At 51.2% G+C, this 20011-nt stretch carries 18 protein-coding genes and 8 pseudogenes; 12 read left to right on the forward strand and 14 right to left on the reverse strand.

The genetic code is table 11. The annotated features are described in order from the left end of the window. The first annotated feature begins 45 nt into the window (after window positions 1-45). Complete coding sequence (locus tag H2P46_RS20050; protein ID WP_193406593.1) at window positions 46-726, forward strand: hypothetical protein; 681 nt, start codon at window positions 46-48, stop codon at window positions 724-726. 78 nt (window positions 727-804) lie between these two features. Here the strand turns inward: H2P46_RS20050 and H2P46_RS20055 are convergent. The 6 genes and pseudogenes from H2P46_RS20055 to tnpA (H2P46_RS20080) all read right to left on the reverse strand — a co-directional run. Continuing rightward, window positions 805-900 (reverse strand): annotated as a pseudogene (locus H2P46_RS20055) (IS3 family transposase); the annotation flags it as partial. Between the two features lie 105 nt (window positions 901-1005). Beyond that, window positions 1006-1110: pseudogene (locus tag H2P46_RS20060) on the reverse strand (IS6 family transposase); the annotation flags it as partial. Continuing rightward, a pseudogene (locus H2P46_RS20065) lies at window positions 1107-1798 on the reverse strand (IS1 family transposase); the annotation flags it as partial. The pseudogenes H2P46_RS20060 and H2P46_RS20065, both read right to left, overlap by 4 nt. A 270-nt stretch (window positions 1799-2068) precedes the next feature. Continuing rightward, the gene (gene tnpC / locus H2P46_RS20070; RefSeq protein WP_193404199.1) at window positions 2069-3640 is read right to left on the reverse strand and encodes an IS66 family transposase; all 1572 of its coding nucleotides are present in this window, start codon (window positions 3638-3640) and stop codon (window positions 2069-2071) included. Window positions 3641-3659: 19 nt separating this feature from the next. Continuing rightward, window positions 3660-4007: an IS66 family insertion sequence element accessory protein TnpB gene (tnpB, locus tag H2P46_RS20075; protein WP_193406594.1), complete on the reverse strand. Its 348-nt coding sequence runs from the start codon at window positions 4005-4007 to the stop codon at window positions 3660-3662. Next, on the reverse strand, window positions 4004-4639 hold the full coding sequence (gene tnpA, locus H2P46_RS20080) for an IS66-like element accessory protein TnpA (RefSeq protein WP_193406595.1): 636 nt from the start codon (window positions 4637-4639) through the stop codon (window positions 4004-4006). The genes tnpB (H2P46_RS20075) and tnpA (H2P46_RS20080) overlap by 4 nt, the downstream gene beginning before the upstream one ends. 501 nt (window positions 4640-5140) lie before the next feature. Here tnpA (H2P46_RS20080) and H2P46_RS20085 point away from each other — a divergent pair. The 4 genes and pseudogenes from H2P46_RS20085 to H2P46_RS20100 form a co-directional block, all read left to right on the forward strand. Then, window positions 5141-5401, forward strand: a pseudogene (locus H2P46_RS20085) (helix-turn-helix domain-containing protein); the annotation flags it as partial. 85 nt (window positions 5402-5486) lie between these two features. Further along, window positions 5487-6515 carry an IS21 family transposase gene (gene istA / locus H2P46_RS20090; RefSeq protein WP_193406596.1) on the forward strand — a complete coding sequence of 343 codons (1029 nt, stop codon included), beginning with the start codon at window positions 5487-5489 and terminating at the stop codon, window positions 6513-6515. Continuing rightward, window positions 6512-7300: an IS21-like element helper ATPase IstB gene (gene istB / locus H2P46_RS20095; RefSeq protein WP_193403211.1), complete on the forward strand. Its 789-nt coding sequence runs from the start codon at window positions 6512-6514 to the stop codon at window positions 7298-7300. The genes istA and istB overlap by 4 nt, the downstream gene beginning before the upstream one ends. A 62-nt stretch (window positions 7301-7362) precedes the next feature. Further along, window positions 7363-8136, forward strand: a pseudogene (locus H2P46_RS20100) (integrase core domain-containing protein); the annotation flags it as partial. A 71-nt stretch (window positions 8137-8207) separates the two neighbouring features. On the opposite strand, the gene H2P46_RS20105 reads toward H2P46_RS20100, so the two are convergent. Together H2P46_RS20105 and H2P46_RS20110 are read right to left on the reverse strand one after the other, a co-directional pair. Further along, the gene (locus H2P46_RS20105; protein ID WP_193406597.1) at window positions 8208-8525 is read right to left on the reverse strand and encodes a helix-turn-helix domain-containing protein; all 318 of its coding nucleotides are present in this window, start codon (window positions 8523-8525) and stop codon (window positions 8208-8210) included. Beyond that, window positions 8518-8913, reverse strand: a complete 396-nt coding sequence (locus H2P46_RS20110; RefSeq protein ID WP_193406598.1) for a type II toxin-antitoxin system RelE/ParE family toxin — start codon at window positions 8911-8913, stop codon at window positions 8518-8520. The genes H2P46_RS20105 and H2P46_RS20110 overlap by 8 nt, the downstream gene beginning before the upstream one ends. Before the next feature lie 320 nt (window positions 8914-9233). Here H2P46_RS20110 and H2P46_RS23565 point away from each other — a divergent pair, with 320 nt between their 5' ends. Further along, a complete protein-coding gene (locus tag H2P46_RS23565; RefSeq protein WP_476738974.1) occupies window positions 9234-9473 on the forward strand; it encodes a transposase in 240 nt (79 codons plus the stop codon). 59 nt (window positions 9474-9532) lie between these two features. On the opposite strand, the gene H2P46_RS20120 is transcribed toward H2P46_RS23565, so the two are convergent. Genes H2P46_RS20120 through H2P46_RS20130 form a run of 3 tightly spaced genes read right to left on the reverse strand, consistent with a single transcriptional unit; the run spans window position 9533 to window position 11400 of the window. Continuing rightward, window positions 9533-10336: a YsnF/AvaK domain-containing protein gene (locus H2P46_RS20120; protein ID WP_193406599.1), complete on the reverse strand. Its 804-nt coding sequence runs from the start codon at window positions 10334-10336 to the stop codon at window positions 9533-9535. Window positions 10337-10343: 7 nt separating this feature from the next. Then, window positions 10344-10763: a YsnF/AvaK domain-containing protein gene (locus tag H2P46_RS20125; protein ID WP_193406600.1), complete on the reverse strand. Its 420-nt coding sequence runs from the start codon at window positions 10761-10763 to the stop codon at window positions 10344-10346. 4 nt (window positions 10764-10767) lie between these two features. Next, window positions 10768-11400: an OmpA family protein gene (locus H2P46_RS20130; RefSeq protein ID WP_193406601.1), complete on the reverse strand. Its 633-nt coding sequence runs from the start codon at window positions 11398-11400 to the stop codon at window positions 10768-10770. 348 nt (window positions 11401-11748) lie between these two features. Between H2P46_RS20130 and H2P46_RS20135 the strand changes: the two genes are divergently transcribed. Together H2P46_RS20135 and H2P46_RS20140 are read left to right on the forward strand one after the other, a co-directional pair. Next, window positions 11749-12348: a hypothetical protein gene (locus H2P46_RS20135; RefSeq protein ID WP_193406602.1), complete on the forward strand. Its 600-nt coding sequence runs from the start codon at window positions 11749-11751 to the stop codon at window positions 12346-12348. A gap of 5 nt (window positions 12349-12353) precedes the next feature. After that, on the forward strand, window positions 12354-13484 hold the full coding sequence (locus H2P46_RS20140; protein WP_193406603.1) for a hypothetical protein: 1131 nt from the start codon (window positions 12354-12356) through the stop codon (window positions 13482-13484). Here H2P46_RS20140 and H2P46_RS20145 read toward each other — a convergent pair. From H2P46_RS20145 to H2P46_RS20155, 3 genes and pseudogenes are all read right to left on the reverse strand, one after another. Further along, a pseudogene (locus tag H2P46_RS20145) lies at window positions 13421-14226 on the reverse strand (IS5 family transposase). The gene H2P46_RS20140 and the pseudogene H2P46_RS20145 sit on opposite strands and share 64 nt — an antisense overlap. Before the next feature lie 119 nt (window positions 14227-14345). Next, window positions 14346-14918 carry a recombinase family protein gene (locus tag H2P46_RS20150; RefSeq protein ID WP_193406604.1) on the reverse strand — a complete coding sequence of 191 codons (573 nt, stop codon included), beginning with the start codon at window positions 14916-14918 and terminating at the stop codon, window positions 14346-14348. Next, a pseudogene (locus tag H2P46_RS20155) lies at window positions 14902-15774 on the reverse strand (transposase); the annotation flags it as partial. The gene H2P46_RS20150 and the pseudogene H2P46_RS20155, both read right to left, overlap by 17 nt. An 84-nt stretch (window positions 15775-15858) precedes the next feature. Between H2P46_RS20155 and tnpA (H2P46_RS20160) the strand changes: the two are divergent. The 4 genes and pseudogenes from tnpA (H2P46_RS20160) to H2P46_RS20175 all read left to right on the forward strand — a co-directional run bounded on the left by tnpA (H2P46_RS20160) (window position 15859) and on the right by H2P46_RS20175 (window position 19778). After that, on the forward strand, window positions 15859-16530 hold the full coding sequence (tnpA, locus tag H2P46_RS20160) for an IS66-like element accessory protein TnpA (protein ID WP_193406605.1): 672 nt from the start codon (window positions 15859-15861) through the stop codon (window positions 16528-16530). A 5-nt stretch (window positions 16531-16535) separates the two neighbouring features. Next, a complete protein-coding gene (tnpB, locus tag H2P46_RS20165) occupies window positions 16536-16829 on the forward strand; it encodes an IS66 family insertion sequence element accessory protein TnpB (protein ID WP_193406609.1) in 294 nt (97 codons plus the stop codon). A gap of 19 nt (window positions 16830-16848) precedes the next feature. Further along, window positions 16849-18419, forward strand: a pseudogene (gene tnpC / locus H2P46_RS20170) (IS66 family transposase). 297 nt (window positions 18420-18716) lie between these two features. Further along, the gene (locus H2P46_RS20175; protein ID WP_193406606.1) at window positions 18717-19778 is read left to right on the forward strand and encodes an RICIN domain-containing protein; all 1062 of its coding nucleotides are present in this window, start codon (window positions 18717-18719) and stop codon (window positions 19776-19778) included. Window positions 19779-20011 lie beyond the last annotated feature (233 nt).

The raw sequence follows: 20011 nt of genomic DNA on the forward strand, positions 1-20011 counted from the left end.
TTTAGTCTCCAGGATTCCCGGGGCGGTTCAGGGGTAAGCATTGCAATGCCTGTTGTTTTACAGCTGGCGGCAATCGCACAAGATATTAATAAAGGAATACAAACGCCAGAGAGCCTGCGTTCGCGACTCGCCAATATTGCCCTAGTTGTCGGAACAGGAACGGCATTAGCGGCGACCGGTGGACTCTCCGTCGCTACAAATGCATTAATCGCGGCGGTATTTGTCTATGTACCCGTACGAGACCTCTCTCAGTATTTTTTACAGTTACAGGACAATAATAAAGGTCCCCTGAATATAAAGGCAACCGTGTTTTCCGCCACTGCCTATGCGGGAAATCAGTTTGCTGTTGATCAAGGAATGGACATGCTCTCTGATGCTCTTGAGCCTGCGATGGGGAAATTAGCCGCGAATATTGTCGGCCGTGCACTGGTCAATATTGGTGGTGAAACGTTGGATGAATTAACTAGTCGTGGTGCTAATGCCTATGTATCCAATAATCCTGAACTTAAAATTGATATTGATTTTCGACCGAAAGATGAAATAACACGGAAAACTATATTAGATCAGCTATGCAATACATTAGCTAGTCGCGCATCTTTATTTAGCGCCTCATTTTCAGGAGCCTATAGCACCCCCGTTCAGGGCATACTTAACAGTATGGTCGTCGGAGGCATTTTAGGGGCTGGTTACACACCTTTCGTGTATAGCCATGCTCAAAAAGTATGATGCCTTTAATTAGTTGAATGTAAGATTGCGGTAGGGATAGCCGTTACTGTACTGAATCCCAAAACTTGGACACCTATTTTATTGCCGTATTTCTGTCTGAACCCGGTATTGGACCGGGCTCAGTCCACCTGTTTTCAGACTGATACACTCATGGTTGTAATAATGAATATATTCGCCGTGATGTAGCCCCCTGAAACACCAAACAGTAGCTGTATCTCCAGATAAGGGTTCTGTCGCATTAACGACGGCCGCTTGCCGGAAAGTAGGGCTGTTGATTATTTATGCAACCAAAATATAAAACTGCTCTGCCGGGGACAAACCGTCCCCGTGCGGGGGCTGAAGCTGTCGCTTGCGTAACATGTGGATAGCGCTTCCAATAAGTAGAACATGTACTTTTCAATGAAGGAACCGATGACTTTTTCGTGGATTTCCACGAAACACGAGCAGCATATTGTTTTACGTGCCAGCCGCTTGATACGGGTGTGGAGGCTCAGGTTGTTGCGTTCGATACGTTGCGTGAAGATTTTGCCGGTCAGGTGTTTCTCCTTCGGCACTTCTCTGGCGTAGCTGCCCTGGTCATCGCTGGTCACCATGCCGATACTGAACGGATCCAACAGGGCTAACAGTTCCCGACAGGTTGCATCATTCCGTGGTCCGAAGGTGTAAGCCAATACACCGCCAGTTTTAGTGTTGTAAGCGTACCAGAGCCAGTGTTGTTGCGCCTTGCTGCCAACGAAGCTCCACTGCTCATCGAGTTCACAGATAAGGGCAACATCTGCGTGAGCGACAGGCGCAGATGTTATCCGCTGGGGCGAGAGCTTTTTAATGTCCGTATGACGGTATTGATGCCGATCTTCAGTGTTCTGGCGGTATCGCGGACATCTGCGCCGTTATGTGCCATTTCAACGATCTGCTCTTTAACGCCGGGTTTTCTGGCTTCATAAGAGTAAGTGAGCTGGAAAACACGTTTACATGAGCGACAACGGAAGCGCTCATGCCGGGAACAGCTACGGCCATGTCGATAAACTTCATCGGAATGACAGCGCGGACAATGAACAGTAACGGTAGCCACGGAAAACCTCAAATACCAGCAGATTACCAGAAACTTCTATCGATTTAAGGCATTACCCAATTTTCTATAGCCATATAGTTCATTACATTGTCTCCCTGATATCGAAGCCACATAAGAAGTATAACCAAAGAATAAAATAACTCAAGAGTTATGTATAGCTTTTAGGCTATTTTAGTCGCTACTTCCTGATGGTAGTTGAATTTGTGCCAAAAAGATTTCAGCGGTGGCACGGATTTCTGGGTAAGCGTCTCATCCAGACCGTATTGACGCTCAGACAAAAGTGAGATCGACCTTCCAGGGCAGCAGATCACGGACCCGGTTCACCGGCCAGTCCTGGATATGACCGATGACGTAACGCAGCCACGCCTCCGGTTCCACGCCGTTAAGCCGGCAGGTGCCGATCAGCGAGTACAGTACCGCAGCACGTTCCCCGCCCGCGTCTGAACCCGCGAACAGCCAGTTTTTCCGCCCCAGGGCAACGCCACGCAGCGCGTTCTCTGCGATGTTATTGTCTATCTCGGCCCAGCCGTTGCTGCAGTACAGGTTCAGCGCATCCCACTGCTTCAGCAGGTACGAGAACGCCTTCGCCGTATCCGAGTGGCGCGACAGCACCTTCATCTGTGCCTGTACCCAGTCGTACAGCGACTGCATCAGCGGGACCGTCTGCTCTTTCCGGACCGCCAGCCGCTCCTCTGCCGGGCTGCCGCGTATCTCCGCCTCGATGGCATACAGTTTACCGATGCGCTTCAGCGCTTCGGTTGTGACGTCGGTCGGTGTGCGGACGTGAACGTCATGGATTTTTCGCCGGGCGTGCGCCATGCAGGCCGCTTCGGCGATACGGCCGTCTTCGTACAGTGCGTTGTAGCCGCCGTAAGCATCGGCCTGCAGGATACCGCTGTATCCGGCAAGGTGTTGCTGCGGATGTATCCCCTTACGGTCCGGCGAGTACGCGAACCACACCGCCGGGGGAAGCGGTGAGCCCGCGTTACGGTCGTCCCGCACGTAGACCCACAGCCGGGCCGTGCGGGTTTTACCGCTGCCCGGCTCCTGAACCGGCACAGGGATATCGTCGGTATGCACCTTGCCCGGAATCAGCACGTACTGGCGCAGCAGGTCATACAGCGGCTCCAGCAGTTCGCTGACCGCACCGGACCAGCGCCCCAGTGTGGCACGACTCAGCTCCACGCACTGACGCCGGTATATCTCTGACTGACGATAGTGAGGCGTGTGCTCTGCGAACTTTGCCGTGACGATGCGCGCCAGCAGCCCGGGACCCGCGTAGCTGCGCTCTATGGGTTTTGCCGGCATGGTCGCCTGAACGATGTGGTCACATCCACAGCAGGCCAGTTTTGGCCGCTGCGTTTCGATAACCTTAAAGGCGCTGCTGATGAGCTCCAGCTGCTCCGATACGTCGCAGCCCAGCGCGCTGAGCTCTCCGCCGCACGACGGGCAGGCGGTTTCTGCCGGCGACAGCGTGCGGGTTTCGCGGGGGAGTGTGGCCGGTAATGGTTTACGGGCAGAAGACTGGCGCAGCGGTTGCGGAACCACCGGGTCATGCTGCTCACCCAGCGCCTCAGCCATCTCCTCCTGCAGGGCGCCGATGCGCTCTTCAGCCTCGCGCACCTGGCGCTGCGTTTTCTCACGCAGCTTTTCGGAGCTTTTGCCGAACTGCATGCGCTGAAGCTTAGTGATCAGCGCCTTCAGCCGGTTGATTTCGCTGGCGTACGCCGCCACCCGCTGTGAGAGCAGGCGGTTATACTCCGCCATTTTGCGGATGGTGGTCTGCTGCTCCAGCAGCAGCGCCCTGAGCCGGGCGTTTTCATCGGGAAGGGATGCGTCCATAACCCCATTTTACAGCAGGTTATATCCGCAGGCCAGGCCGTTCAGTCCGCTGTGGGTGCTTCCAGTTAATGCCTTCCAGCAGCATGGAGAGCTGCGCAGGCGTCAGATGCACTTTTCCGTCACGGGTCACCGGCCAGACGAAGCGCCCCCGCTCCAGTCGTTTGGTGAACAGGCACAGGCCGTCCCGGTCGGCCCACAGCACCTTTATCATGTCGCCGCGACGACCGCGAAAGATAAACAGATGACCGCTGAACGGATCGGTGCGAAGCGTGTTCTGCACTTTCGCTGCCAGCCCGTTGAAGCTACAGCCCATATCTGTCACGCCAGCAACCAGCCAGATCCGCGAACCTGCCGGCAAGCTAATCATGACTCACCCTCCCTGAGCTCGCTGACCAGTGCGCGCAGAAGCTCAGGCGTCAGCGAGCCAGCAGGGACGAGGCTTCCACCAGGCAACGTCAGCCTGCCGCTCATGACCCGTGCCAGGTCTGCTGACACGACGCCGTTTTGCCTGGGCGGAGTGACAACAGGCTCCATAGTAACCGGAATCAGAGTCGCTCTGTTGGCCGGATCCAGTAGCCCCTGACGATGCAGATTGCGCCAGTTGAACAGCAGATTATCGTTAATGCCATGCTCACGGGCAATTTGAGCCACACAGGCGTCCGGCTGCAGGGTCAGCTCCGCCATGCGAATTTTGAATTCCAGAGGCCAGTCCGGCCGGCGTTTTTTTACAGGAAGATTTGTCTCAAGATTGAAGGCATAGAGCTCTTCCTCCAGGCGTTCAGGCGTGTATTCTTCCGACAATGGCCAGTTAATTCCGGTTCGTCGAAAACGCGTGAACATTTTATGTATGGCAGATGAGCTAAGGTTCAGTTGTTCTGCTATTTCACGGTAAGTCAGAGCCTCATTAAAGCGCAGGCTCAGCGCTGTGAAGATCCATGGTCTTCTGGTGTAAGGCGTATTTTTGTCCACGGTAGTGTCCATGTTCGCGAAAGTGTCCATGGTAGGAAACGCGGGCAAAAATAAAAGACGGTCTGGATGAGACGCTTACATTTCTGGAAAGATTTTAGTTCGATATAAGTATACTTTAACAGCACTGGCAGCTATGACGCTGAGAGAGGCCAGTGTTCAAAATCGCTGCACTGGACATGTATTCTCAATATGCCGTTTTGTCCCGGCTAACGATGGGGCTTTCAGCGCTGAAGGATAGGGGAAAGGCCAGCCGTTATATACTACATGTTGTGTTCCAATCAGATGCGACCAATACCACATATTGATTATCCACAGAAACGGGGGATAAAAACGGGAGAGGACTGTATAACTGGACAGAATGGGCTGAACGTCCAGGGGGTAAAAAAAAGCCGCAGAGCGGCTCTCTTTGATGAAACCGACATCGTTATGTGTATTAGTCGCGACTTGATCTGACACTGGACCTTGCAAGGCTGAGAGTTACCGGTTTTGATATGGGTGTCCAATCCTTAAACAAAACACGAGGTAACTCTCATGATTCATACTAACAATCCCATCATCAAACACAAAGCCGGGCTGCTCAATCTGGCCGAAGAACTCGGTAACGTTTCAAAAACCTGTAAAATCATGGGCGTTTCACGCGATACCTTTTATCGCTATCAGGAACTGGCGGCAGAAGGCGGGATCGATGCGCTGGTTAACCAAAACCGCCGGGTTCCCAATCTCAAGAATCGTGCCGATGAGGCCACTGAACGCGCGGTTGTTGAATATGCCGTTGAGTTCCCGGCTCATGGTTGTCGCTACCGATGTAAAACTGGCCCACCTGCCGATGTAAATCTGACCCACCTAGGGTAAAAATGGCAGTTTTAAGGCACTGCCAATGATGACATTGGAGACCAGAGTGGAGATTAGTGTTTTACACCGTCAGGGCATGTCGATACGCGCCATCGCGCGCCAGCTTTCATGCTCTCGTGAGACCGTTCGCAGATATATTCGTAGCCCGCTGCCCGTAGCGGATATGCGCTACAAGCCTCGCGCACCCAGACCCTGCAAGCTTGCCCCGTTCAAGACCTATATCCTTGAGCGCGTGGCCGCTGCCAGGCCCCTCTGGATACCCGCCAGTGTGCTGCTGCGCGAGATCCGTCAGCGTGGTTACGAGGGTGGTTACAGCATGCTGACCGCTTTCCTGCACCCCATTAAGCAGCCCGTCACTGAAGAGGTAACACGCTTCGAGACCGAGCCTGGCTTTCAGATGCAAGTTGATTTCACCATCATCAGACTCGGTCATAACCCATTGCTGGCCTTTGTCGCCACGCTGGGCTGGAGCCGCGCGACTTTCGTCAAGTTTTACAGCAACCAGGACTCCGCTGCCTGGTGTGACGGCATTGAGTCTGCGCTCAGGTTCTTCGGCGGGACGCCGCATCAGCTGCTGTTCGACAACGCCAAGGCCATCATCATTGAGCGCGATGTCTACGGCCCCGGTAAGCATCGCTGGAACCCGCAGTTGATGCACGTCGCCGAGAAGTATGCCTTTACTCCCAAGGTCTGCCGACCCTATCGCGCCAAGACCAAGGGTAAGGTTGAGCGGTTTAACCATTACCTCAAGAACAGCTTTATCGTGCCTCTTACCGCGACCTTCCGGCAGGCCGGGCTGGTACTGGATGTACCTGCTGCCAACACACGCATCGGCGAGTGGCTGGTCACCGTCGCGAACACACGAGTGCATGGCACCACAGGCGTACCGCCTGAGCAGCGCATGCCGCGCGAGCGTGCTGCGCTATTGCCGTTACCGAAGGTCACGTTGGCATTGCCTGCACCTGTCCCAGCGCTCAGCCAGCGTCCGGTGCCGACCGAGAGCCTGCAACATCCTCTGGCAACGTACCAGGCCTTGCTCGAGGTGCCAGCATGAACCTTCAACATGATCGTATTGCCGCGCTCTGCGAGCAACTCAAGCTCGACCGCCTGCCGGCAGAGTGGCCGGGTGTGGCACAGGCGACCATCGACAACAGCGGCACGCATGCCGACTTCCTGGAAGCCGTTTTGCAGCTCCAGCATGATGGCCAGAACGAACGGCGTCGCCAGACCATTTTGCGGTTATCAGGCCTGCCGGTGATAAAAACACTGGAGCAGTTCGATTACGCCTATGCCAGTGGCGTTCCACGAAGTCAGATCCAGGAGTTGGCGGGTCTGACATTTATCGAACGTCAGGAGAACGTTGTCCTGCTCGGGCCTTCTGGCGTCGGCAAAACGCACCTGGCGACCGCCATTGGCTATAAGGCCGCGATGGCGGGTTTAAGCATTCGGTTCATTACCGCCGCCGACATGATGCTGCAACTGATGGCGTCACATCGTCAGGGTGACCTGAAGGGCTACCTGAACCGCGTCGTAGGTAAACCTAAGCTGTTGATCATCGACGAAGTGGGATATCTGCCGTTCGGTAAAATGGAGGCGAACCTGTTCTTCCAGGTAGTCGCTAAACGGTATGAGTCAGGCAGCGTGATCCTGACCAGCAACCTGCCGTTTACGCAGTGGTCCGGAACGTTTGGTGATGACGAGACACTGACGGCAGCGATGCTGGATCGGCTGCTTCACCATGCGCATATCGCCCAAATCAGCGGCCAAAGCTATCGACTGAAAGATAAGCTGAAAAGCGGTCAACTCCAGAAGAAAACGAAAGCAACAACGCTCGAATGATTCAAAGGGGGTGGGTCAGTTTTACTTTGGCAGGGTGGGTCAGAATTCGATCGGTATTGACACATGGTCAGCACCGGACCAGTAATGAGCTGCGTAAAAAAGGCGTATTCATCTCCGGCAGCGGCGTTCGCTCCATCTGGCAATGGCACGACCTGGAGAACTTCCGTAAACGTCTGAAGGCCCTTGTATAAAAAGTCGCCAGAGAAGGCTTCGTGCTGACCGACGCTCAAATCGCGGCTCTGGAGAAAAAAGCGCACGATGACGAGGCCAGCGGTGAAATCGAGACGGCACATCCGGGGTATCTGGGTTCACAGGACACCTTCTACGTGGGTAATCAGAAAGGCGTGGGCCGTATCTACCAGCAGACGTTCATGGATACGTACTCGAAAGTGGCACACTGCAAGCTGTATACAAGTAAAACGCCAATCACCGCTGCCGACCTGCTCAATGATCGTGTACTGCCGTTCTACGAAGCTCAGGGACTGCCAATGCTGAGAATACTGACCGACAGGGGTACGGAGTACTGCGGGAAAGTGGAGCAGCATGATTACCAGCTGTATCTGGCGATCAACGATATTGACCATACGAAAACGAAAGCGATGTCTCCGCAGACAAACGGGATCTGCGAGCGCTTCCATAAAACTATTTTGCAGGATTTTTATCAGGTTACGTTCCGTAAGAAGTTATACGGGGATCTGGAAAGCCTGCAGGCGGATCTGGACAACTGGCTGTGGCATTACAATAATGAGCGAACTCATCAGGGGAAAATGTGCTGCGGGCGTACGCCAATGGCCACATTACTTGATGGAAAACGGGTCTGGGCAGAAAAAATCTGAACCAGATTTAATCTGACAGACACCTGTATAAATAACCGGTAACTGTCAGATCAGGTCTGAGCTAGTACACGTTATGCCATGAACACCTGTGGCCCTTTAGCATCGATGATGTTAATGATCCGCAGAGCAGCCTTATTTGGTTTGCTTTCGTTTCGCTCCCACTTGGAGACACTTTCTACGGACATGCCGGTTGTTATAGCCAATGCGGCTTGCGACATGTTGTAGCGGGTGCGGACTTGCTTTATCTGGCTGCCGGTCATGACCCGGATCGCCGGGATATTACGGACTGCGACCGCTGCATCAATTGCAGCTACGGTTTCATCTTTTACCACGCCTAGTTTGTTATAGCGTCCAGCCATACCTTGAATGCGTTTCAGACGTTCAGTCATCACAATTTACCTCGACCAGTTCTTTATCAGACAGTAGCTTATTTATAGTTGCCGGACTCATTGAGATAAAATCTTTTGCGATATTGCAGTAAGCATCAATTTCATCATCTTCAAGCTCCTTTCCTTTCTTTTTTGAAAGTCCACTTTTCAGGTACATATCAAAGAAGAAGACGTTGTCACCATCATTGAAAAAAACGATTGACCGTGCTCCTACTCCGGGCAAGCCGAGCCGCTTTTTAAAGGTGAATTTTCCAAGTGGATCACCAGGCGGACCAGAAAAAATAGCCTTAGCAGCTTTGCGCAACATGGCATTGCTGATGCGGACTTTCTGGCGTTCTGTCTCAAATTCAGGTGTTAAATAAATTCCCGTGACACTCAGTGCATCCATGATTCCGTAACCATTACTATAGTCTTAGTTACGTGTTGATGCAAGTTGAATGGTATACAAACCCTGGTGAAACCCTCCTAAATAATGATTTTTAGAGCAAAAATTTAAGCCGAGTGTGTCCGGTTCCTGATTTAGCAATGGCTCTCTTCCGCTTCCTCGCTCACTAACTCGCTACGCTCGGTCGTTCGGCTGCGGCGAGCGGTGTATGCTCTATCGGAATGAGCATCATATATACCCGATGTAATTATTGTAGTGGCATAGTGAATTTGGCCACCTGAACAGAGGTGATATGCTCACCTCAGAACATTACAGGTGCCCCAATGAAAAGAAGAATTTTCAGCGCAGAGCTCAAACGTGAATCCGCTCAACTGGTTCCTGACCAAAACTATACGGTTGCAGATGCTGCCAGCGCTATGAATGCTGGTCTGTCCACAATGACGCGATGGGTGAAGCAGTTGCGTGATGAGCGGCAGTTCGCAGTGACAGAGCCTGTTAGTATGAAGCATGAGAGTTACCTCGCGTTTTGTTTAAGGATTAGACACCCATATCAAAACCGGTAACTCTCTACCTTTCAAGGTCCAGTGTCAGATCAAGTCGCGGCTAATACACGTTATTGCATCTATTTTTTTGGTGTGATACCGGTTTTACCATCTTCCCGGCGGCGCTCAACGTCAATATGCTGCTCACGGACAGTGCCGGTCACAGTTTCATCGTGTTCAGTGTTTACTTTCTTCACCTGAACTTCTTCAGCGATATGCACAGTCTTGTTAATCACTGGCTTTTCCGAAAACTCCTCAACCACAACCTCCTTTTCACTCCAGTCAACGTCCCCGGCGTCCACCGGACGGCCGTCGGCCTTATGGCGGAAGATTTCAGCGTGCTGTTCGCGCAGTTTAACGTTCTCTGACACATCTTCTTCCGTCACATAACGTCGGATACGGGTGGAGCCTTCTCTGACCAGCCGCTTACCTACGTCCAGCTCTTCCCGGGCCAGCTGCAGGATTTCGTCTTCAGATTCATCACCGGTAAGCCACGGGCGTGTTATCTCTTCACTGGCAACCGGGGCAATACCTCCCGCCTGAGGCTGCCCGGCTGGCAACCGTGAGGAAATATCCACCGTCTGGTGGCGGTTCAGAATGGCCAGCGCGGCAGCCTGCTGCTCTTCCTTAACCTTCAGAGACAGGACCGCGCCGTCAGTGCGCACTGCCTCACTGAATATCTGTCCGTGCTCCTCTTCAACGTTGTTACCGAACAGCCGCTTCCAGATGTCGGCGCCTTTATTTTCATCCTCATGCTCACGGATATGGTGGCCTTCAATGATACTGATATCGTCTTCATCAAATCCGGCTTTAATCAGGTTGCGCTCTGCCGCTCTGGCATGCTCAGTTGTGTCAAACAGGGTGACAATTTTTTCACTGGACATCAGGACCTCACTTTTTGTTCCGGGTTATATTAATAAGCTGCTCTCTGACCTCAGCCTGCCTGCTAAAGGCCTGCTCAGATTTTGTTGTGGTTATTCTGACTTCTTCCTTAAGGTAAATGCGCTTAACCATTTCCACTCGTTCTTCATATACGGGAATAATCATGACGCCGTCTTCACTGACCTGCAGGGGTATTTCATCGACATACCGGCCTACCGGAATGACCTCAACGCCGGCACTTACGCTGGTCAGGGTTCCGGTAACAGGTACCTGCCGGGTAACAGTCGAGCGATGGACACGAACTTCCCCCTCCGTGACTGTTTCCTTTCCGACATGGCACGTTTCCCTGTAAAGAGGAATGTTGTCGCAATCCGCTTCCGGTGCTTTATCATCCGGTTCAGGTGAAGCCGGCTGCTTGCTATCAGACATGGCATCAGTTCCCGGGCTGAATTTTCAGCGCCACCCGGCGGTTCTTTTCCCGTCCCAGTTCTGTGGCATTACTGGCTACCGGAGCGGAAGCCCCACGGCCATCGATGCTGAGACGGTCATCATTGACGTGATGACTGACCAGCCATGCCCGGACGGCACCGGCACGTTCAGCGGAGAGATTTTCATTTAACCACTGAGGTCCGGTGGCATCAGCGAAGCCGCGAATAACGACTCTGGCCTCAGAATGAGCGTTGAGGATGCCCGCTATTTTTTCCAGCTGCGCGGAATCGTCCGTAATCAGTTCAGCGCTGCCGGAACTGAAACGCACACTGTCCAGCGTAATCCAGCCACTTTCGGCGTTTTTATCACCGGCAAACCAAGCATTAATTTTATCCACAGCGCTGCCGGAATCAGCATCCGGTGCTTTATTCGCTGCAGCGGAAGGATGGATGCTGTTTGTCGTCTGAGATGAAGTCTGGCTGTCGTTTTGATGATGTTGCATGAACCAGATAAGGAGCAAGAGTAATGCCAGCAGGGGCAGCAGCCATAACAACCAGCCGGGACGGTCTTTTTTTATAATTTTCTGGTCAACGACAGGGTCAACTGTCTTCGTGTTCACTTTTTTTTCGTCCTGCATTATGTTTCTCCTGTTCATTTCCGTCAGGCATGACGTTTACTGTTTAAGCGTAGTTTCAGAAAGGATAATTACAAGGATACATTAACAGAGGTGATGAAAACGCCACTCAGAGACGTTACGTACGGGGATGAGCATTATTGCAAAAATCTGGAGATGATAAACTTATCGTCACCTCTTGCTGACGGAGCAGCGCATAAATCCATTCAAAGGCCGAAATTTTCAGAGTGACATCAGCTGGCCGCCAGTACCTGCATAAGACAACCGTAAAACCAGAATAATCATTTTTTGGTAGCCAGGTGGGAGAAAATTATTCAATAATATCCTCTTATATTAAAAGGATATCTGATAATGCCAGTATCAGCTTTACAACACAGATTTTCCAGCGGCCTATACCAGAATAAGCGTTACGACAATATTAGGGAAAATTACTCACAGACGCAGGACATAAGCCAAAACAGTTCAGTCACCCCCTATGAAATGCGTCGCTTCGGAAGTGCTATTAATCGGGTAGTCAATTCTCAAATAAAACTGGAAAAAACATCGTATCAGAACACAGTTCCGCTGCGGGGTATGGTCGCCCCACTGTTAATAATGCTGAGTCAGGTCAGACTTTCTCATAATCCGGCTTCAGCAATATCTGACATCCCTGCATTCGTGTCTGTCAGAGATTTATCACCTTCGGTTGACGGAAAGACAGTTTATCCAGATAACAATAACACTGGCCTCAGCTCCCTTATGATCCCGATAGTAAATGCACTATATGAAACCGGGAAATTTGTATCCCGGCATGACCCGCTGAGATTTCCAGTGGCAGATGCAGCACCAATGAGAGGAGGACAGGACAGGACAGGAAATATACAGGTGTCGGCCGTTTTCCAAGACATCCTGTATTTCAAAAACAAAAGGAAACCACTACACTTCCCCCTGTTCGTGATGATGTTAAAATAGAGAAAATGGATTTTTCGTGCATTGACGAACGAAATAATTTATCTATAGCAGACATATTCAGACAGATTGGTAAAACATTCAAAAATCCGATAAGTGAACTAGCAAAAGAATCACAAGTGATTCATTATGTTAACAATTATAATAGATGCCCAACTCCGGAAGAAGTAAATAAACTTGTATCCATAACTTCTTTTGTAGATAAAACAATATCTGAGATTAGCGGATTTCTTCCTGGTAGTCAGCCATTAATAATTTTACAAGGGTTGGGTGGTCCACTATTCATAATGATAGCTGACAGCATTGATAAAAAACAGATAAATATGGATGAGTTATCTGAAGCAAATGAACAAATTCTTGCTTTGGGTAGAATGGTTGTAAAAACATCTCCAAGGGGTAAGCAAGGAAAAATTATTACAGAACAATTGAAACTTCCTGAGGGTGTATGTTTCAAAAATAAAAAACTTTCTGTTATAATAAATGGGATTGATCGAGAGGTTACATATAATAATGATAAAATAATGGCGAATTACCATGGCAGACATAGAGAAGTATCTTACTCGCCGGCAGATCATAAATGGTTCAGAGTAAGAGGTATATCGACTTTAGCTATTCTTTCTGGCAATAAAGATTTATGTCCTGTAACACTTACGCATAAAAAAAACGGGTGGGATATTTACAAGCGCCTTGAGCCTGATACAGGAAGGGTGTTCGGAAAAAGTTATATTTTGTCTAAAACTAAAAACAGACTAATCCCTTATAAATTAGTTAAAAAAGAAATAAATAGATATAAAAAAACTTATGCATATGAGAATTCAGTCTGTGAAATCAATTTACATAGGATTAAACGGTCTCCCTGCATCATAAGTGATAGCGTAAATTCTCTGGGGTTACTGGAACAAAAAGGTTTCTCTGGCAAACTTTATCGTGCTGATAGAACAAGTCCAAACGAATTGAACGATAATGGTGGCTTTCGAATGTCAGAAGATTTTGGTGCAATTAATAAAATGCGGGATAACGGTCATGCTCTTATTGTTTCTGAGAGCCTTGAAGGCGCGCTTAGATATATAAGAACCTATCCCAAAAGGATTTTATTCCAGACAATGATGCTGCAAGCAAAATGCAGCATCGCCTCGTAGTTTTCGACTTTCTTCTCCCATCGCGTCAGTATGCGGCGAAAGCGATTCATCCAGCTATGCGTTCTTTCCACAACCCAACGATGAGCCCTGAACTCGCTGTTTTTAATTGCCTCAGACTCCTCTTTCCCCGACTGGATATGAGGTTCATAACGACGAGCTTTCAAACAAATTTCCACCCATTCAGCCTCATAGCCTTTGTCCATACACAGATGCAGCCTGCGACCCGGCCTGCCGGTCTGTAGCGCGTCCAGCGTATCTTCAACCAGTTTTATGTCGTGGGTATTTGCCCCTGCGACAGCCAGCGAGAGCGGAAGCCCGTTCCCGTCGGTCATCAGGCTCCGCTTTACTCCCTGCTTCCCCCTGTCAGTCGGGTTGCGACCTGTTTTTTTGAGCCTGCAAGGGGCGATTTTGTCATGCAGCCATCCATCGACAACCATGACCAGTCAATGGCATCCCGCTTCTCGCAGGCAAGCAGCCCGTTTTGCCAGAAGCGTTCAAATACTCCAGCATCCCGCCATTCCTGAAAGCGGCGGTGGGCTGAGCTGGATGAGCAAATATCCGAGGCATTCAGGGCATTCCATTGGCAACCGGTTCTGAGCACAAAGAAAATGGCGTTCATTGCGGCACGATTATCAACACGTCTACGATGCGTGCCCAGCGGATGGTGGGTTTTATGTTCCGGGAGAAGTGGAGCCATTTTCTCCCAGAGTTCATCGCTGATCTGCCACTTGTTGCCCGCCATACTTCGCCCTCAAAAATTGCCATTATTTACGATCTGACAATTCCTTTTGGGATAGGTTCTAAGTATCCTTTCATTTGTACCTCCAGTTCATATTTAATGATTGTATCCGTAGAATAAAGCTATTCAGCAATAATTTTATAAACCGTGGAACGGGCAATACTGAGCTGACGAGCAATTTCCGTTGCGCCAGTGCCTTTCTGGTGAAGCTCCAGCACAGTGTTTCTGTCCACAGAACGTTTGCGGCCAAATTTGATACCTTTCAGCTTGGCTTCCTGACGGCCTTCATTGGTGCGTTCCAGTATTCGGCAGCGCTCGGCTTGTGCAACGGCGGACAGGATAGTAACCACCATTTTTCCCATTTCCCCGTCAGTGCTGATCCCGTCATCAATAAACCGGACAGCCACACCCTGGGCGTCAAATTCTTTTATCAGCTGGATCATATCTGCGGTATCGCGGCCGAGACGGTCAAGTTTTTTCACCAGAATGACATCTCCTTCTTCTACCTTCATCCGCAACAAATCCAGCCCTTCCCGATCGGTTGAACTGCCAGATACCTTGTCGGTAAAGATACGATTGGCTTTCACCCCCGCGTCTTTGAGCACTCTGATCTGAATATCGAGGGACTGCTGACTGGTTGATACCGGGGTTTGAGGTCCAATGGAACGAAAACGTACGCTAAGAAGATAATTCATTGTTTAAATTGAAATTTAAAGTCCTTAGTTCCCCATTCATAATATCCTCCGGTAGCGTGAACGTATAATGGCCCAGCATATTGATATGCCCGTGCATCAGTGGGGATAACCGGGCGATATCCTCTTCCCCGGTTTCTTCTCCATTATTGCGCATCCAGCTCAGGGCTTCCTGCATATAAAGCGTGTTCCACAGTACCACTGCGTTAGTGACCAGGCCCAGTGCACCCAGTTGATCTTCCTGCCCTTCACGATAGCGCTTTCTGATCTCACCGCGCTGCCCGTAGCAGATCGCCCGCGTCACCGCATGGCGACCTTCTCCCCGGTTGAGCTGCGTCAGGATCCACCGATGATAATCTTCATCATCAATATAATTAAGCAGATATAGCGTCTTGTTGACGCGTCCCACTTCCATGATCGCCTGTGCCAGCCCCGATGGGCGCGAGCTTTTCAGCAAAGAGCGAATGAGTTCTGATGCATGAATGGTGCCCAGTTTCAGCGAACCGGCGGTTCGCATCATTTCATCCCACTGATCCCCGGCTTTCGACAGATCGGCACATCCCCGCGCCAGCTCATCCAGTGCACCGTAATTTGCTGATTTATCCACCCGCCAGAATACCGCTTCACCGGCATCGGCAAGCCGGGGGGAAAACTGGTATCCCAGCAGCCAGAAGAGTCCAAAAATAATGTCGCTGGTACCAGCTGTGTCCGTCATGATCTCAACCGGATTCAGCCCTGTCTGCTGCTCCAGAAGGCCTTCCAGCACAAAAATGGAATCACGTAATGTGCCGGGGACCACTATGCCGTGGAATCCAGAGTATTGATCAGAGACGAAGTTGTACCAGGTGATGCCACGCCCGTAAGCGGCTCATGTAGACCGTCTGTCCGGTTGCCTCCCATTGCGGGACAATAGTGTCCATCATTTTTTAATGGACATTATCGCGTGAAAAACCGGACATGGATTACTGAGGCTCTGCGCCTTCATTTTGATGACAATCTTTCGCGAATAGAAGCGGTGCGCAGGTTAGGCATCCCCAAAACCACCGTCTGCGAACTCTTCGTTCGCTTTAAGAAAGCTGGCCTGGTCTGGCCTCTGCCGGTCAGCGTGGATGTCAGAAGCCTGGAAAACCGCCTGTCCCGGCAGGACCCCCAAAAATCGCCCTTTCTCCCCGCCATAACCCCTGCCGCTGCTGAAACACCGGCAGTTCACAGGCGGCCACGCCGCCCCAACTTCCCTCGGGAGTTCAAAATCGCCCTGGTGGAGAAATCGATGGTGCCGGGCGTCAGCGTGGCGCAGCTTGCCCGCGAAAATGACATCAATGACAATCTCCTGTTCAACTGGCGCCGGCTATATCAGCAGGGGCTGTTGGGGACTCCGGCCAATACGCCAGCACTGTTCCCCGTGACGCTGACCGCTGCCGAAAGACCGGTGAGCCCGCTGACACCCTCTGCGGAAGCGTCTCCCTGCTGCGAACTTGTTCTGTCCGCCGGTACGCTGCGTATCCGCGGGACACTCACGCCGGAACTTCTGCAGATGATTATCCGGGAAATGCAGGGAGGTCAGCGGCGATCTCCCTTCCTGCAGGCGCACGTATCTGGCTGGTCGCCGGCGTGACCGACATGCGTAACGGCTTCAACGGTCTGGCCTCCCGGGTTCAGAACGTCCTGAAAGATGATCCGTTCTCCGGTCACCTTTTCATCTTCCGCGGACGCGGGGGTGACATGATAAAGGTACTGTGGGCAGACCGGGACGGCCTGTGCCTGTTCACCAAACGGCTGGAGCGGGGTCGCTTCGTCTGGCCGGTCTCCCGTGAGGGAAAAGTGCATCTGACGCCGGCGCAGCTGGCCATGCTGCTTGAGGGCATTAACTGGAAGCACCCGCAGCGGACGGAACGCCCTGGCCTGCGCATCTGAGCTGCAGTAAAATAAGCGCATGACGCGCTATCTCTCCGACGAAAATGCCCGTCTCAGGGCCCTGCTGGACACGCAGCAGCACACCATCCGCCAGATGGCGGAGTATAACCGCCTCCTGTCGCAGCGGGTGGCGGCGTACGCCAGCGAAATCAGCCGGCTGAAGGCGCTGGTCGCTAAGCTGCAGCGCATGCAGTTCGGCAAAAGCTCCGAAAAGCTGCGTGAGAAAACGCAGCGCCAGGTGCGCGAGGCTGAGGAGCGCATCGATGCCCTGCAGGAGGAGATGGCAGAGGTGCTGGGTGAGCAGCACGACCCGGTACTGCCACAGCCGCTGCGCCAGTCTTCCGCCCGCAAACCGCTGCCGGCCTCACTCCAGCGCGAAACCCGCACGCTGTCTCCGGATGAGACCGCCTGTTCGGCGTGCGGCGGCGAGCTCAGCGCGCTGGGCTGCGACGTATCGGAGCAGCTGGAGCTCATCAGCAGCGCCTTTAAGGTCATCGAAACGCGGCGGCCTAAGCTTGCCTGCTGCCGCTGTGACCACATCGTTCAGGCCCCCATGCCGTCAAAACCCATCGAGCGCAGCTATGCCGGCCCCGGCCTGCTGGCGCACATCGTCACGGCGAAGTTCGCGGAGCACACGCCACACTATCGTCAGTCGGAGATATACAGCCGTCAGGGCGTGGAGCTGAGTCGTGCCACGCTGGGGCACTGGTCCGGCGCGGTGAGCGAACTGCTGGAGCCACTGTATGAGCTGCTGCGTCAGTATGTGCTGATGCCGGGCAAGGTGCATACCGACGATATCCCGGTGCCGGTTCAGGAGCCGGGCAGCGGCAAAACCCGGACGGCCCGGCTGGGGTATACGTGCGGGACGATCGCAACGCGGGGTCGCAGCTCCCGGCGGCGGTGTGGTTCGCGTACTCGCCGGACCGTAAGGGCGTTCATCCACAGCAGCATCTCGCCGGGTACAGCGGTATCCTGCAGGCGGACGCGTACGGGGGTTACAATGCCCTGTACGAAGACGGCCGCATTACGGAAGCGGCCTGCATGGCGCACGCCCGGAGGAAAATCCACGACGTCCATGCCCGCACGCCGACCGACGTCACCACCGAAGCGCTGAAGCGCATCGGCGAGCTGTATGCCATCGAGGCGGAGATACGCGGAAGCCCGGCAGAGGAACGACTGGCGGTCCGGAAAGCGCAGACCGTGCCGCTGATGCAGTCGCTGTACGACTGGATACTGGTTCAGATGAAGGTGCTGTCACGCCACTCGGATACGGCGAAGGCGTTCGCCTACCTGCTGAAGCAGTGGGACGCGCTGAACCTGTACTGCAGCAATGGCTGGGCGGAAATCGACAACAACATCGCGGAAAACGCGCTGCGGTGTGTCGCCCTGGGCCGGAAGAACTGGCTGTTCGCCGGTTCAGACGCAGGTGGGGCGCGTGCAGCGGTTCTGTACTCGCTGATCGGCACCTGCCGGCTGAACGGTGTGGAGCCGGAGGCGTGGCTGCGTTACGTCATCGGCCACATCCAGGACTGGCCGGTGAACCGGCTGCGCGATCTGCTGCCATGGAAGTTCGATCTCACCGCAATTTAAACGTCAATACGGTCTACATGAGCCGCTTACCGTCGGCATGTTTCTAGCGATTAGATGTCACCGACAGAATATGAAAACCAGTATTATCAACGGCTCAGAAGTGTCTAGGTTATCCGTGGCGATTCAAACCGTATGATTTAGTATCTATAAAATTATAGAGTGATAAGTTGTATTTACGTTGTTTTTTAATGAGTTAATTAACACTTGAAATGCCGAAACCACATGGCAACTCAATAACCTTGCTATTTTTCCATTATTTTCTATTATTAATTTAAAACATTAGTAAGGGGAATGCATATGTCTAGAAAATTCGTATCTGAAAACGTCATTTATCGTATTATTCATGCAATTGACAATAAAAGACTTGACGCTGAAGGAGATGGGGATTCAGTCTACATAACTCATAAGAAAGAGGATGATTCTGAAAACGAATATCAGTTCTTTTATTTTCAAGAAGTTAGCGATGGTTGTTATAACATAATTCATAAAAAGAGTGGATATGCTCTAGATGCTCCTAGCTCAGGAGATTCAATTTATTTAAGCCCATTCGGTCACGATAATCAGTACGAAAGATGGACAATTGTTGATGGGATGTCTGAAAATACAGTTAAATTTATTCACAACGAAAGTGGATATGTATTGGATGGTCGTGACGACTTTATTTATTTATTAGAGGATAACGGTTCCGCTCATCAGGAATGGATAATTCAACCAATTATTCAAGAATGGGAGTCAAGTGAATCAAGTGTAACCCTAGGCGAAGACTTGTCTAACGTATCGTTTGAACAAAAAACTAAATCGGCAAGCGAATCTGTTTTTCAAAAAGCTAGTATTCATAACAAAACAGATGCCACTGTTGAAGAAACAATCAGGTTCTTAGACAAAGTAGAACAATCTAATACGGTTATTTTTAGAGAAACCCTGCGTGCAGGCGCATCGATAAAATTTGAATTTGCTATACCCGGCTTTGGTAGCGCTGGGACAGAAACCCATTATGAAATAGAACTTGGCTCTGAACAGAGTAAAACAGAAACACATTCTCGCGAACTTACAATTGAGAGAACTATCCATGTCCCCCCAAGAACAAATATTTTGGCAACGGGAGTTGTTCTTTTCGTTAAAGACCATGAGACTGATATGTTAGTTGATTTTTGGTTAAAAGCAAAGTTTTTAACTAAGCATGGTAGAAATGAATACGTATCTAGTGAAGAACTTGAAAAACAGCTAGAAATTAGTGGTTTTAAGGGTGAAATTAAAAGCAAAGGAGATAAAAAGATACATGTATCAATACCAGGGAAAATAAAATGCACTTTAGGCCTAGATACCAAGTTAGTTCTAGAAAACCTAGTTAGTTATTAAAATCGCGGCCTTCTTTTTATCTTGGATACTAATAAGGCTTCGGTGCATTTAATTCAGATATAATTATTTAGGTTCAACAATGTGAAACCTAGAATTTGTAAATATCTGAACCGCCCCGGGAATCCTGGAGACTAAACTCCCTGAGAGAGAGGTAAACAGGATGACTAAAAATACACGTTTTTCCCCCGAGATACGGCAGCGCGCCGTCCGCATGGTTCTGGAATGCCAGGACG

The organism is Mixta mediterraneensis, from assembly GCF_014946725.1.
Lineage (GTDB): Bacteria > Pseudomonadota > Gammaproteobacteria > Enterobacterales > Enterobacteriaceae > Pantoea > Pantoea mediterraneensis.